The 13,079-nt window shown below is 42.9% G+C and carries 16 protein-coding genes; 7 read left to right on the forward strand and 9 right to left on the reverse strand.

The window, feature by feature from the left end; translation table 11 throughout:
• The first annotated feature begins 2 nt into the window (after nt 1-2).
• The 6 genes from accB to B7720_RS05305 all read left to right on the forward strand — a co-directional run bounded on the left by accB (nt 3) and on the right by B7720_RS05305 (nt 4,808).
• A complete protein-coding gene (accB, locus tag B7720_RS05280; protein ID WP_084856881.1) occupies nt 3-491 on the forward strand; it encodes an acetyl-CoA carboxylase biotin carboxyl carrier protein in 489 nt (162 codons plus the stop codon).
• A complete protein-coding gene (gene fabZ / locus B7720_RS05285; protein ID WP_000565515.1) occupies nt 488-910 on the forward strand; it encodes a 3-hydroxyacyl-ACP dehydratase FabZ in 423 nt (140 codons plus the stop codon). Before accB ends, fabZ begins: the two co-directional genes overlap by 4 nt.
• An 11-nt stretch (nt 911-921) precedes the next feature.
• Nucleotides 922-2,289: an acetyl-CoA carboxylase biotin carboxylase subunit gene (gene accC, locus B7720_RS05290; protein ID WP_084856883.1), complete on the forward strand. Its 1,368-nt coding sequence runs from the start codon at nt 922-924 to the stop codon at nt 2,287-2,289.
• Between the two features lie 35 nt (nt 2,290-2,324).
• Nucleotides 2,325-3,191, forward strand: a complete 867-nt coding sequence (gene accD / locus B7720_RS05295; protein WP_084856885.1) for an acetyl-CoA carboxylase, carboxyltransferase subunit beta — start codon at nt 2,325-2,327, stop codon at nt 3,189-3,191.
• Nucleotides 3,188-3,955: an acetyl-CoA carboxylase carboxyl transferase subunit alpha gene (locus B7720_RS05300; RefSeq protein ID WP_001017372.1), complete on the forward strand. Its 768-nt coding sequence runs from the start codon at nt 3,188-3,190 to the stop codon at nt 3,953-3,955. The genes accD and B7720_RS05300 overlap by 4 nt, the downstream gene beginning before the upstream one ends.
• Nucleotides 3,956-4,103: 148 nt before the next feature.
• Nucleotides 4,104-4,808 carry a CPBP family intramembrane glutamic endopeptidase gene (locus B7720_RS05305; protein WP_084856888.1) on the forward strand — a complete coding sequence of 235 codons (705 nt, stop codon included), beginning with the start codon at nt 4,104-4,106 and terminating at the stop codon, nt 4,806-4,808.
• Nucleotides 4,809-4,862: 54 nt separating this feature from the next.
• Here the strand turns inward: B7720_RS05305 and nusB are convergent, their stop codons facing one another.
• The 9 genes from nusB to gatC all read right to left on the reverse strand — a co-directional run bounded on the left by nusB (nt 4,863) and on the right by gatC (nt 12,188).
• Nucleotides 4,863-5,285 (reverse strand): transcription antitermination factor NusB, encoded by a 423-nt coding sequence (nusB, locus tag B7720_RS05310; protein ID WP_000203659.1) that lies wholly within the window; start codon nt 5,283-5,285, stop codon nt 4,863-4,865.
• Complete coding sequence (locus B7720_RS05315) at nt 5,278-5,667, reverse strand: Asp23/Gls24 family envelope stress response protein (RefSeq protein WP_000510594.1); 390 nt, start codon at nt 5,665-5,667, stop codon at nt 5,278-5,280. The genes nusB and B7720_RS05315 overlap by 8 nt, the downstream gene beginning before the upstream one ends.
• 21 nt (nt 5,668-5,688) lie before the next feature.
• Nucleotides 5,689-6,249: an elongation factor P gene (gene efp, locus B7720_RS05320; protein ID WP_000568640.1), complete on the reverse strand. Its 561-nt coding sequence runs from the start codon at nt 6,247-6,249 to the stop codon at nt 5,689-5,691.
• An 80-nt stretch (nt 6,250-6,329) separates the two neighbouring features.
• Entirely contained in the window at nt 6,330-7,457 is a 1,128-nt protein-coding gene (locus B7720_RS05325; protein WP_084856890.1) for an SPFH domain-containing protein, read from the reverse strand.
• Nucleotides 7,458-7,465: 8 nt separating this feature from the next.
• Nucleotides 7,466-8,422 (reverse strand): zinc-ribbon domain-containing transport protein, encoded by a 957-nt coding sequence (locus tag B7720_RS05330; RefSeq protein WP_084856892.1) that lies wholly within the window; start codon nt 8,420-8,422, stop codon nt 7,466-7,468.
• Between the two features lie 99 nt (nt 8,423-8,521).
• Nucleotides 8,522-8,917, reverse strand: coding sequence for a hypothetical protein (locus B7720_RS05335; protein WP_001032000.1), 396 nt, complete (start codon nt 8,915-8,917; stop codon nt 8,522-8,524).
• 57 nt (nt 8,918-8,974) lie between these two features.
• Entirely contained in the window at nt 8,975-10,420 is a 1,446-nt protein-coding gene (gene gatB / locus B7720_RS05340) for an Asp-tRNA(Asn)/Glu-tRNA(Gln) amidotransferase subunit GatB (RefSeq protein ID WP_001008649.1), read from the reverse strand.
• Nucleotides 10,420-11,886 (reverse strand): Asp-tRNA(Asn)/Glu-tRNA(Gln) amidotransferase subunit GatA, encoded by a 1,467-nt coding sequence (gatA, locus tag B7720_RS05345; protein WP_084856895.1) that lies wholly within the window; start codon nt 11,884-11,886, stop codon nt 10,420-10,422. The genes gatB and gatA overlap by 1 nt, the downstream gene beginning before the upstream one ends.
• Nucleotides 11,886-12,188, reverse strand: a complete 303-nt coding sequence (gene gatC / locus B7720_RS05350; RefSeq protein ID WP_000705412.1) for an Asp-tRNA(Asn)/Glu-tRNA(Gln) amidotransferase subunit GatC — start codon at nt 12,186-12,188, stop codon at nt 11,886-11,888. The genes gatA and gatC overlap by 1 nt, the downstream gene beginning before the upstream one ends.
• Before the next feature lie 165 nt (nt 12,189-12,353).
• On the opposite strand from gatC, the gene B7720_RS05355 reads away from it, so the two are divergent.
• The gene (locus tag B7720_RS05355; RefSeq protein WP_000468950.1) at nt 12,354-13,046 is read left to right on the forward strand and encodes a YwaF family protein; all 693 of its coding nucleotides are present in this window, start codon (nt 12,354-12,356) and stop codon (nt 13,044-13,046) included.
• Nucleotides 13,047-13,079: the final 33 nt, after the last annotated feature.

Below are 13,079 nucleotides of genomic sequence, written 5' to 3' on the forward strand. Positions count from 1 at the left end.
TTATGAATTTAAATGAGATCAAGGACTTGATGGCTCAATTCGACCAATCAAGTTTGAGAGAATTTTCTTATAAAAACGGAACGGATGAATTGCAGTTTAGTAAGAATGAAGCAAGAATGGCTTCTGAAGCACCAGCTCAAGTTGCTCCAGCGCCAGCTGCAGTAGTTGCAAGTCCAGTAGTTTCGGCCCCTTCAACTCCAGTAGAGAGTGCAGTGGAAGAAGCTCCAGCACCAGCTGAAACGACGGTTGCTCCAGAGGGTGATGTCGTTGAAAGTCCACTTGTAGGGGTGGCTTACTTGGCTGCTGGACCAGATAAACCTGCCTTTGTCACAGTTGGAGACAGTGTTAAAAAAGGTCAGACTTTGGTGATTATCGAAGCCATGAAAGTCATGAATGAAATCCCTGCACCTAAAGATGGTGTGGTGACAGAAATTCTCGTTTCAAATGAAGAAATGGTTGAGTTCGGTAAAGGATTGGTACGTATCAAATGATCGATATTCAAGGAATCAAAGAAGCTCTACCCCATCGCTACCCCATGCTTCTAGTGGATCGTGTCTTGGAAGTGAGCGAAGATACCATTGTTGCCATTAAAAATGTGACCATCAACGAACCTTTCTTCAATGGTCATTTTCCTCAATACCCAGTCATGCCAGGTGTTCTTATCATGGAGGCCTTGGCTCAGACTGCTGGTGTCTTGGAATTGTCTAAGCCTGAAAATAAAGGGAAACTGGTCTTCTATGCTGGCATGGACAAGGTTAAGTTCAAGAAGCAAGTTGTACCAGGTGACCAATTAGTTATGACGGCTACTTTTGTTAAACGTCGTGGTACAATTGCTGTGGTTGAAGCAAAGGCTGAAGTAGATGGTAAGCTTGCAGCGAGTGGTACTCTTACCTTTGCAATTGGAAACTAAGGAGGTTCTCCATGTTTCGTAAAATTTTGATTGCCAACCGTGGTGAGATTGCGGTTCGCATTATTCGAGCTGCGCGTGAATTGGGCATTACGACCGTGGCAGTTTATTCAACTGCTGATAAGGAAGCTCTTCACACACTCCTAGCGGATGAAGCTATCTGTATCGGACCTGGTAAGGCGACAGAATCTTATCTCAATATCAACGCTATTTTATCTGCTGCAGTCTTGACTGAAGCAGAAGCCATCCACCCAGGTTTTGGTTTTCTTAGTGAAAACTCCAAGTTTGCCACGATGTGTGATGAAGTGGGGATTAAGTTTATCGGGCCTTCTGGTGCTGTAATGGATACCATGGGAGATAAGATCAATGCGCGTGAGCAAATGATCAAGGCTGGGGTTCCAGTTATCCCAGGATCTGATGGTGAAGTTCACACGGCTGAAGAGGCGCTTGCAGTTGCAGAAAAAATTGGCTATCCAGTCATGCTTAAGGCATCGGCAGGTGGTGGTGGAAAAGGGATTCGTAAGGTTGAAAAGGCAGAAGACTTGGTCGCAGCCTTTGAAACAGCATCCAGTGAAGCCAAGGCCAATTTTGGAAATGGCGCTATGTATCTTGAGCGTGTGATCTATCCAGCTCGCCATATTGAGGTTCAGATCCTTGCGGACCAAGAGGGTCATGTTGTCCATCTTGGTGAACGGGACTGTTCACTCCAACGGAATAACCAAAAGGTCTTAGAAGAAAGTCCGTCCATTGCGATTGGCAAAACCCTTCGTCATGAAATTGGTGCTGCAGCCGTTCGTGCAGCAGAGTCTGTTGGCTATGAAAATGCAGGGACGATTGAATTTCTTCTCGATGAAGCGAGTGGCAATTTCTACTTCATGGAAATGAATACTCGTGTGCAAGTGGAACACCCAGTCACAGAGTTTGTTTCAGGTGTTGATATCGTGAAGGAACAGATTCGCATTGCTGCCGGTCAGCCTTTACCTTTCAAACAAGAAGATATTGTCCTACGAGGTCATGCTATCGAGTGCCGGATCAATGCAGAAAATCCAGCATTTAACTTTGCTCCAAGCCCAGGGAAAATTACCAATCTCTATCTACCAAGTGGTGGAGTTGGCTTGCGCGTGGACTCAGCAGTTTATCCAGGTTATACCATTCCCCCTTACTATGATAGTATGATTGCTAAAATCATTGTTCATGGGGAGAATCGTTTTGATGCTCTTATGAAGATGCAACGGGCACTTTATGAACTTGATATTGAAGGAGTGCAAACCAATGCAGACTTCCAGTTGGATCTGATTTCAGACCGCCGAGTTATCGCTGGTGACTACGATACTTCCTTCTTGATGGAAACTTTCTTGCCAAAATACCAAGAAAAAGAATAGACTTTCAAACAGTATGAGAACTAAAAGGGGGAGTTATGGCTCTATTTAGTAAAAAGGATAAGTATATTCGGATCAATCCTAACCGTTCCGTAAGGCAGAAACCACAAGCCAAGCCTGAGGTTCCGGATGAACTCTTCTCCCAGTGTCCTGGTTGTAAACACACCATTTACCAAAAGGATCTTGGGAGCGAACGAATTTGTCCCCATTGTAGCTATACTTTCCGTATTTCAGCTCAGGAACGCTTGGATTTGACGATTGATTCTGACAGCTTTGTGGAGATGTTTACAGGTATTGAAACTCAAGATCCATTAAACTTTCCTGGCTACCAGAAAAAACTAGCTAGTATGCGTGAAAAGACAGGTTTGGATGAAGCTGTCCTGACTGGTACAGCTAGCATCAAGGAGCAAAAAGTTGCCCTTGGGATCATGGATTCAAACTTTATCATGGCTTCTATGGGAACCGTTGTGGGTGAAAAAATCACGCGCTTGTTTGAGTATGCAACGGTAGAAAACTTGCCAGTCGTTCTCTTCACAGCTTCTGGTGGAGCCCGTATGCAAGAAGGAATCATGAGTTTGATGCAAATGGCTAAGATTTCTGCGGCAGTTCAACGCCATTCCAAGGCAGGACTTTTTTATCTAACTATTTTAACCGATCCGACAACAGGTGGGGTGACAGCTTCTTTTGCTATGGAAGGTGATATTATCCTAGCGGAGCCACAGAGTTTGGTTGGTTTTGCTGGGCGTCGTGTTATCGAAAATACAGTTCGTGAGACCTTGCCGGATGACTTCCAAAAGGCAGAATTTCTGCTTGAACATGGATTTGTTGATGCAATTGTTAAACGGAGAGAATTGCCTGAAACAATTGCTAAATTAGTGAGATTGCATGGAGGAAGTCGCGGATGAATATTGCAAAAATAGTCAGAGAGGCACGCGAGCAGAGTCGCTTGACCGCACTTGATTTTGCTAATGGAATCTTTGACGAGTTTATCGAATTGCATGGAGATCGCTCTTTCCGTGATGATGGTGCGGTTATCGGTGGAATTGGCTGGTTAGGTGACCAAGCAGTAACTGTCGTTGGTATCCAAAAGGGAAAAAGTCTTCATGACAACCTCAAACGCAATTTTGGTCAACCTCATCCAGAAGGCTATCGTAAGGCCTTGCGCCTGATGAAACAGGCAGAAAAGTTTGGCCGTCCAGTTGTGACCTTTATCAATACGGCGGGTGCTTACCCAGGTGTTGGTGCCGAGGAACGTGGACAAGGTGAAGCAATTGCCCGAAACCTGATGGAAATGAGTGACCTCAAGGTTCCAATCATCGCGATTATTATCGGTGAAGGTGGATCTGGTGGAGCCCTAGCTCTAGCAGTAGCTAACCGTGTTTGGATGTTAGAAAACTCAATCTACGCAGTACTTAGCCCGGAAGGATTTGCCTCTATCCTTTGGAAGGATGGAAGTCGTGCTATGGAAGCAGCGGAATTGATGAAAATCACTTCACATGAACTTCTAGAAATGGGAATCGTAGATAAGGTCATCTCAGAAGCAGGGCTGTCAAGTAAAGAACTGCTAGGTTGCGTTAAAAATGAATTGCGTGCAGAACTAGATAGGTTGCAAGAACTACCACTCGACCAACTTATCGAAGAACGTTACCAACGCTTTAGAAAATACTAAGAAAATTTAAAAGCTAGAACAATTTGTTCTAGCTATTTTGATAATAGAGCATGGATAAACATGAATACTCTAGATAAATAAGAAAAACAAATCAATAGTATATCCTCTATATTCCCCTAATAGAGAGTTTACCATTAGGAGAGAAAGAATGAAAAAGACAATACATTTAGGAATCTGTATGATTTTAATGTTCCTGTACATTTATTTAACGCCATTAGGGGCTATAACTCTAGCTAGAACCTTTGGTTTAGGAATGGACAGCTATATAATCTTCCTAGTTGGAGAAGTGTTGCTTATTTTCTTTTTATTCGTTTTGTGGTTGAAAAAGAAGAAGATGCTCTTTATCTTCGAGAAAAAGGGTTGGCGCTGGTCTTATCTCGTTTTCTTAGTGGCTTGCTTTCTTATCTATTCTTTTCTAAATGAATTTCGAATGCAGAATATTCGATTGATTGACCATAGCTTTATTTTCCAAGACCTTCTTTCAGATCTTTACTTAAACGGGAGAGAAACGACTCTATCAAGTCTTGTATTTTTAATCTTTAACATTTCGATTGTACCTGTTGTTGAGGAGACAATCTATAGAGGTTATTTTATGAATACCTTCTTTCCGAAGTCGGAGTTTTATTTGGATGTGATCTTGTCTTCTTTCATCTTTGGGCTCAGTCACTTGGTTCTATCCCATCGTGACCCCATCAGTCTCATCATTTATAGTATTCTCGGTCTTCTATTTGCAGTCGCTTATCGAGTTACAGGTAGTCTTCGATTTACCATTGTTTGTCATAGTTTCTATAATGTTATTCCCTATGCTCCGTCGCTCTTATTTTATATCTATTATTTGATTTTTAGATGGTAGGAAGTTAGGAGATAAAGAAAAAAGTGTTTGACAATTATCAAACACTTTTTTTATTTACTGTTCTTCTGTTACAAACTGGCTGAGCAGTCCGTTGATAAAACGGGCAGATTTTTGATCTGAGAAGTCCTTTGCAAGCTCGATAGCTTCGTTAACAGCAACCAACTGAGGGGTGTCAAATGAAGTGATTTCAAAGACTCCCAAGCGAAGGAGGTTTCTCTCCACGAGCGTTAAACGCTCGATGGTCCAACCTGCTTTTAAATGCTGTGTGATTTGCTTGTCTAGTTCTTCCTTTTTAGCCTGAACACCAGAAACTAGCTCTGTCAAAAAGGCTGGAAGTTGCACATCCGTATCTTCACGATCATGAGTATAGGCGAAACGACAAGCAGTTTCGACGTCCGTACCGAATTCAAGGCTCATGAGAGCTTGAAAAGCGCATTTACGGAGTTGGCGTCTAGATTCTAATAGTGGACTAGTCATTGAGGAAGTCCTCGTCAAATAGATCTTTCAATTCTGGTTTTGGTGTTTTATCTGGAACGATACCTGCAACGTGGATATTGATAGCAGCGAGTTCTACATCAGCCATATTGCGGACTGCATCTTTAACAGCTTTCTGGATAGCAACCGCTACCTTAGGAACTTTTACTCCGTACTCAAGGTAGAGATAGATATCTGCTGTGAGCTCTTCGTCCACGTTTTTAAGATAAACACCACGGCCAAGAGAAAGCTTTGAAAGGGTGTCAGATACTGATTTGTTTGAAAAAGAGTGAACACCCTTTACTTTTGCAGTAGCAATAGCAATGATTTTTTCAAGTACACGTGGGGCGATAACGATTTCGCCAAGTTGTTCTTCAATTCCCATAGAATGACCTCTTTCTAGAGATTAGGCACGAGAAACGTAAGTTCCTTCTGCAGTGTTGATAACGAGTTTTTGTCCTGCTTCGATGAAGTCTGGAACGTTTACGACAAGTCCAGTTTCCATCGTTGCTGGTTTACCAGAACCTGTAACAGTAGCACCTTTGATAGATGGTTGAGTTTCTGCAACTGTCAATTCGACAGTAGTAGGAACGGTAACACCAATCACTTCAGTTCCGTAGAATTGGATCTTCACATCAGAGTTTTCAAGGATGTAAAGCAATTCGTTTTCAACGTTGACTACAGGGATTTCGTATTGGTCGTAAGTTTCTGTGTTCATGAAGTAGGCTGTGTCATCCATTTTGTACAAGTATTGAGCTGGGACAGTCTCGATGATAGCTTGTTCAAATTTTTCCTCTGGACGGTAGCTTGTGTCAAATGTAGAACCAGTACGGACATCACGCAATTTCATACGCATGATGGTGTTTCCTTTACCTGGTTTGTGGTGGCTAGCTTCCAAAACGCGGATCAATTTTCCGTCAGCTGTTTCAAAGGTCATACCAGCCTTTAATTTACTTGCTTCAATCATGTTTTTACCTCTTTAATAAATAATTTACTCTTTATTGTACCATAAAAGACAACATTACTCAAATGTCAGAAGGAGCTTAATTAGTTGACTGGTACGATATTTCCATCTTCGTCTTTAGTAACGAGGACGTATTTTCCATCGACTTCGATATAAAAATTCTTGCTGGCAGTTTGTCCAGTATTTTGAGCCGGTGCTTGATTTTGGACTTGTTGGCTTAATTGACCACCCAGAGTTTGGCCAAGATTCATGCCCATAAACATGTTCATCCCATTGCCATTTCCTTCGTTGGAAGCTGCAGCAATGAGCGCTTCGTTGCGAGCACGGCGTTCTTCGATTTCAATCGTGTTGTACTTCATTGCCACGAGCTCACTATCAAGCTTGCGAACGATATTAAGACTTTCTTGGTCGTAGCTGAGGTCTTCAAGCAAGATATTAGTTGCTTCAATCCCGTAGAGACCTGTCCAAACCTTGTTGACCTCTTGTTTAGCGAGTTCGTTAAAGGTGTCTTGGTTGGCATTGAGACTATAGATATCAACCTTGTTTTCGTTGGTATATTTGGCAATGGCAATCGCAATTTTTGGTGCGATATTTTGACGGAGCGTTCCTTGAGCTACATCTTGGAGAGTAAATGGCTGTCCGTCAGTAATTTGACGGCTAACAGAACTCACGTAGAAGAGGACTGGATCTGCTATTTTTACATCAAACAAGCCATAGAAACGGATATTAAGCAGCTGTTGGTAACGTTCGCTGAAGTATTCGACCGCATTTTGTGTGCCGAACTTATTACCTGCAATAGGTTGCATGCGGATAAAGATAATTTCTTGTTGAGTGATGACTTGTCCACCGAAAGAGAAACGGTTTTTAAAGTTTTCCCAAGTGCCTTTTAAACCACCTTTTTCAAGGAGCCAGGCGTTATCACCAGCTTGCCATTCGTGGCTACCAGCTTCGAGGACTTCACCAAGGAAGGTACCGTTGTTTACCAAAACAGCGGTATAACCTTGAGGAACGATAACCACACTGCCATCTGACAAGAGTCCAGTATTTTGATTGCTGTGACGAGAACGTCCATCTGGGTCTTTTGTGAGTAATTGTCCCTTGATGGCCAAGGCATCGCCAGAGACATTATCTGGAAGGACAATGGCTTCCTTGAATTTACTATCATTAAAACTATTTAAGCCTGCTGATAAGGCTGCACGTATAAATCCCATAATTCCTCCTAATTATAAAGCTCGTCTTCATCCACAACATCATAGGTATCGAGTACCCATTGGTTTGGACTGCGAGAGAGATTGGCACCACAGTAGTCGCACTCACTAACTGCAGAGATTTTCAATGGGGCGCCACAGTTTGGACAGTGGTCGCTCACAACTTGGTCTGTATTGACTGCTTGCGTTTGGCTACCGTGTTGACGGATAAAGTTCAATTGATACACGGTGAAGAGATCTTTTTTAGGGTCTCCTTCAATGACACGACGAGTCTCATCGTCAATGACATAGTCTCGTAAAATTGATGATAGAATCACCACTAAGGTATCGTTTCCGTCAGGATTTTCAATGAACTCCTTGATGCGAACATTTTCGATACAAACTTTCTCTAAAACATTGGTTGTTTTAGCTCGAATATGGTCTTCGAGTTGGGTGCTATGTTGGGAGTAGAGACTGGTACTTTCCAAAGCGCGGACAGAGTTCCAATTTTTCTCAGTCCAGGCAACCTGCAATTTAAGGTAGACTTCCTTAACCCAAGATGTGAAGGCTTCCGCGTCAAAGTTTGGATCCCCGTATTTCACACGACTAATGGCCAGTGTGTTGTGTTCAACTTGACGATGGAGCGTTTGATAATCATTACTAGTGTAGGTTGAACTCGAATCTCCAGACTTATTCTGCAAGGATTTGACGATAACAACTAGTATGATTCCTCCGACTAATATGAACATAAATCCTAGATAGGGAGAGCTAGCAGAACTGTCAGAAGATGACCCATATCCAGAGCGGTAGTAGTGGTAGGATGAGCCACCAGAACGACTTCCACCTCCACTTGAGCGGCTGCTACTTCTGGAGCTACTGCGGCTACTCCCTCCACTTCTGGAATGTCCGACACCCGCATCAACGATTTGAGGCACGGATAGAAAAACAAGTAATAAACAGGTCATTAAAAGAGCATAAAACTTTTTCATGTGTCTCCTAACTATATGATTGAAAAGGTAGAATTCTGAATTCGAATGATTATTAAACTATTTAATAACCTTTAAAAATCATCTAAGATATACTAGGCGTTATTTACTAGCATTTAGCTTCTTTATGGAATGGCGTTCGATGAGCCATCCCACAATCCATCCTATTGCTAGCAAGTAATTTTCAAAAGCACCGATAGCATTTACAGGAGAGTGATACTCCATATAATTGAGTAAGTGATTTGTTCCTATTCCAATTCCGCCAATAATGAGAGCAAGAAGTGCGATTCGTAGATAGAACCAATCGTATTTAATATTGACAGCGAGAATAATAATCAATACAGCTAAATTCCATATTCCAATTTCTCGTTGCCAACCAGCAGATATTCCGTACCCGGAGTGGCTTCCCATGTACGATGGAAAGAAAATTTGTAGTATAGAAGCGCCTAACATAGCGATGATGACTAAGACAAATAGCAATCGTAAAAATTTGTTCATTTATTCTCCTTGTCTCATTCTCGTTTTAAAAGTAGAAAAAAGTGTATAAAGAGTAAATTACTCACTTTCTTTCAACTTCGCCAATTCCTGTGCAAGCAGTTTAAGGGCAACTTGTGGATTGGCTTGCCCTTTGGTTGCCTTCATAAGGAATCCTGTGAAGGCCTTGTCTGCGTTGCGTTTGCCTGACTTGAAGTCGGCAACGGCAGCTTCGTTATCCGCAAAGACTTGGTGGATGATTGGAATCAGAACATCTGGATCTGAGATTTGCACCAAGCCTGCTTTTTCCACGTATTCACGCGCGCCACCGCCATTTTTAGCCAGGTGGACAAAGACTTTCTTGGCAATCTTAGATGAAATAGTACCGTCTTCGATGATGGCAATCATTTCTACTAAGTTTTCTGGTGTCAATTCGATTTGTTCCAGTGTTTTGCCTTCAGCATTCAAGAACTGAGCGACTTCACCTTGGAGCCAGTTAGAGACTTGTTTGGCATCGCCACCGAGGGCAACAGCTTTTTCAAAGAAGTCAGAAGTGACTTTGTTTGCAGTCAACTGGCTGGCATCGTAGTCTGACAAGCCAAGGTCAGATACGTAGCGCGCACGGCGTTCTTTTGGAAACTCTGGCAGTTCAGTACGCATTTCCTCAATCCACTCGTCTGAAATTTCAAAGAGTGGGAGGTCTGGTTCTGGGAAGTAGCGGTAGTCTGCAGCACCTTCTTTGACACGCATGAGGATGGTTGCTTTGTTGGCTTCATCGTAACGGCGTGTTTCTTGGCGAATTTGACCACCTGAGCGAAGGATTTCAGCTTGGCGCTGGACTTCGTATTCAAGCCCTTTACGGACGTTAGAGAAGGAGTTGAGGTTTTTCAACTCAGTCTTGGTACCGAATTTTTCTTGACCATAAGGACGAAGCGAAATGTTGGCATCCACACGCATCGAACCTTCTTCCATCTTAACGTCAGAAATACCAGCGTACTGGATAACTTCCTTGAGGGCAGTTAGATAAGCATAGGCTTCTTCAGGAGAACGCATGTCGGCTTCAGATACAATCTCAATCAAAGGCACCCCTTGGCGGTTGAGGTCAACATAAGAGTAGCCATCTGTACCGTGGGTGTTTTTACCAGCATCTTCCTCTAGGTGAGCGCGTTCGATACCGATTTTCTTGGTTGTACCATCTTCTAACTCCACTTCAATCCAGCCGTTGTAGCCGATTGGCTCATCAAACTGAGAAATTTGGTAGGCTTTGGGATTGTCGGGATAGAAGTAGTTCTTGCGGTCAAAGTGCATCTTTTTGTGGATGTCCATGTTGAGGGCAAGAGCTGCCTTGATACCGGCATCGACAACCCCTTTATTGAGAACTGGCAGAACTCCTGGGAAGGACCAGTCAATCACGTTAGTGTTGGCATTTTGGTCATTTCCAAAGTGGGCAGAAGTAGGTGAGAAGATTTTTGAATTGGTGTTGAGCTCTACGTGGACTTCAAGTCCAATGACTGTTTCAAAGTTCATTAGTTGTCACCTCCAAAAATCACGGGTTGTTGTTTGTGGTAGTCTGTTGTCGCTTCAAAAGCAGCAGCAGCTTGGTAAATGGTTTCCTCAGAGTACTTAGGACCGATCAATTGCAGACCGACAGGTAGGCCTTGAGCAAATCCAGCAGGGATCGAAATTCCTGGGAGACCTGCCAAGTTGACTGGAATGGTCAAAAGGTCAGCCAAGTACATAGCAACGGGGTCATGGTTGAGGGAGTCCAAGTCATAGGCAACACTTGGAGCAGTTGGTCCCAAAATCAAGTCATAATCCGCAAAGACGTTTTCGAAATCTTGGATGATGAGGGTACGGACCTGACCAGCTTTCTTGTAGTAGGCATCATAGTAACCTGATGAAAGGCTGAAAGTACCTAGCATGATACGGCGTTTTACCTCTTCACCGAAACCTTGGCTACGGCTGTTTACATAGATTTCATCAAGGTTGCTTGCATCTTCTGCGCGGTAGCCGTAACGGATACCGTCAAAGCGTTGCAAGTTTGAGGAAGCTTCTGATGAAGCGATGATGTAATAAACGGCAACACCGTATTTAGAGTGAGGAAGGCTGACTTCTTCGACGATGGCACCAAGTTTTTCAAAGTGTTTAGCGGCATTCAGAATGGTTTCCTTAACCTCTGGGTCAATCCCTTCACCAAGGTATTCCTTAGGCAAAGCAATTTTCATTCCCTTGATGTCTTGGCCGATTTTTGAAGTAAAGTCAGCGATGCGGACAGGAGCAGAAGTAGAGTCTTTAGCATCTTCGCTGGCAATCGCATTAAGCAAGAGGGCATTTTCTTTAACAGTTGGCGCAAAAGGTCCAATCTGGTCTAATGAGCTACCGAAGGCAATGAGACCGAAACGAGAAACTGTTCCGTAGGTCGGTTTGAGACCAACGATCCCGTTGAAGGCAGCAGGCTGGCGGATAGAACCACCAGTATCAGAACCAAGTGACAAGCGGACTTGACCAGAAGCTACGGCAGCAGCTGAACCACTTGATGAACCCCCAGGAACCTTGCTGTGGTCCCAAGCGTTTTTAGTGGCACCATAGTGAGAAGTTTCACCTGATCCACCCATGGCAAACTCGTCCATGTTGGTTTTCCCAACAACAATCATACCCTTAGCTTTGGCATTGGCAACGGCTGTCGCATCAAAGATAGGCTCGTAGTTGTAGAGCATTTTTGAGGCAGCAGTTGTAAGGATACCGTCGGTAGAGATATTATCCTTAACAGCAAGTGGAATCCCTGAAAGAACATTGTCCGCATCGATTCCAGTTTCATCAATAGTTTTAGCTTGAGCAAGAGCCTGCTCTTCAGCGATAGTGACAAAAGCGTTGATAGCTGCCTCGCGAGACTTGATATCTTCAAGCGTGGCTTGTGTCAATTCAGTTGCAGAAATTTCCTTAGAGACAAGGAGATTGTGCAAGTCTTCAATAGTTTTGTTATTAAAAGTCATTAGGCATCTCCTCCATCATCTAGGATAGCTGGTACCTTGATATAGTAGTTTTCTTTTTCAGGTACGTTTTTAAACAAGCGGTCACGGTCTGTTCCTTCTTCGGCCACATCAGGGCGGAGTACGGTCTTGCGGTCAGCCATGGTTGTAGTAGGTGCGACACCAGTTGTGTCGACTTCGCCCAGCAATTCAACCATGTCAACAATTTTAGACAAGGTTGTCGCAAAGGCAGCAGTTTCTTCTTCAGAGAATTTTAATTTTGAAAGATTGGCAACGTGTGTTACCTCTTCTTGCGTAATTTTCATCTTGCATCCTTTCGTGAAATGATGATTTTTAGTCTGTTCTATTTTACCATAATTTCCTATAAATAAGGGAGCCAAACTGAAAAGAAATAGAAATTGAAAAATCGCTTTTAATTCGCTATAATGGTTAAACTAGAGAATAGAAAAAATAAGAGTTAGGATAGAAATATGTTCCATCAATTTATCACCAGATCTCAAACGGTTCCTCCTCCCATTTCCCTCTTTTGGTATGGGATTATGATGATCCTATTAGTGCTTTGTATTTATGGAGCACTTGTTTATCACAAAAATTCGAAATTTGTCCGCTTGTTTAAGGGGATTCAGATCCTCCAGTTGCTAGCCCTATATAGCTGGTATGTTGGTTTTGGAATTCCATTTTCTAATAGCCTTCCATTTTACCATTGCCGTTTGGCTATGTTTGCGGTGGTTTTCTTGCCAGATAAATGGCGGAGCAAGCAATATTTTGCCCTCTTAGGAGCAAGTGGAGCGGTCTTTGCCTTGGTTTACCCGGTTTTTGACCCCTATGATTTCCCCCATATCACCAGTTTTTCATTTTTGATTGGGCACTATGCCCTTCTAGTGAATTCCTTGATTTACTTGATGAATCACTATGACAAGACCTTGCTTAAGAAGTATATGATTGTAGCCTATACCTTTATTCTCAACCTCTTTTTAGTTGGGGTTAATCAGGTAACGGGTGGAAATTATGGTCTCTTAAGAGATACCCCGTTTATCTCGAATGCTCCTCTATGGATAAAGTACCTCCTTGTGTCGGTCATCCTTTCACTGGCTCTTGTTCTTTTTGATATCTTGTTTAAGAAACGGTGGAAAAAGAGAAATCAGGTGCAATCTGTGCTCTAGCTTGCCTTTTCATCAGATGAGCAATTGAAAAAC

It is taken from the genome of Streptococcus oralis subsp. oralis, assembly GCF_002096455.1.
GTDB lineage: Bacteria > Bacillota > Bacilli > Lactobacillales > Streptococcaceae > Streptococcus > Streptococcus oralis_CY.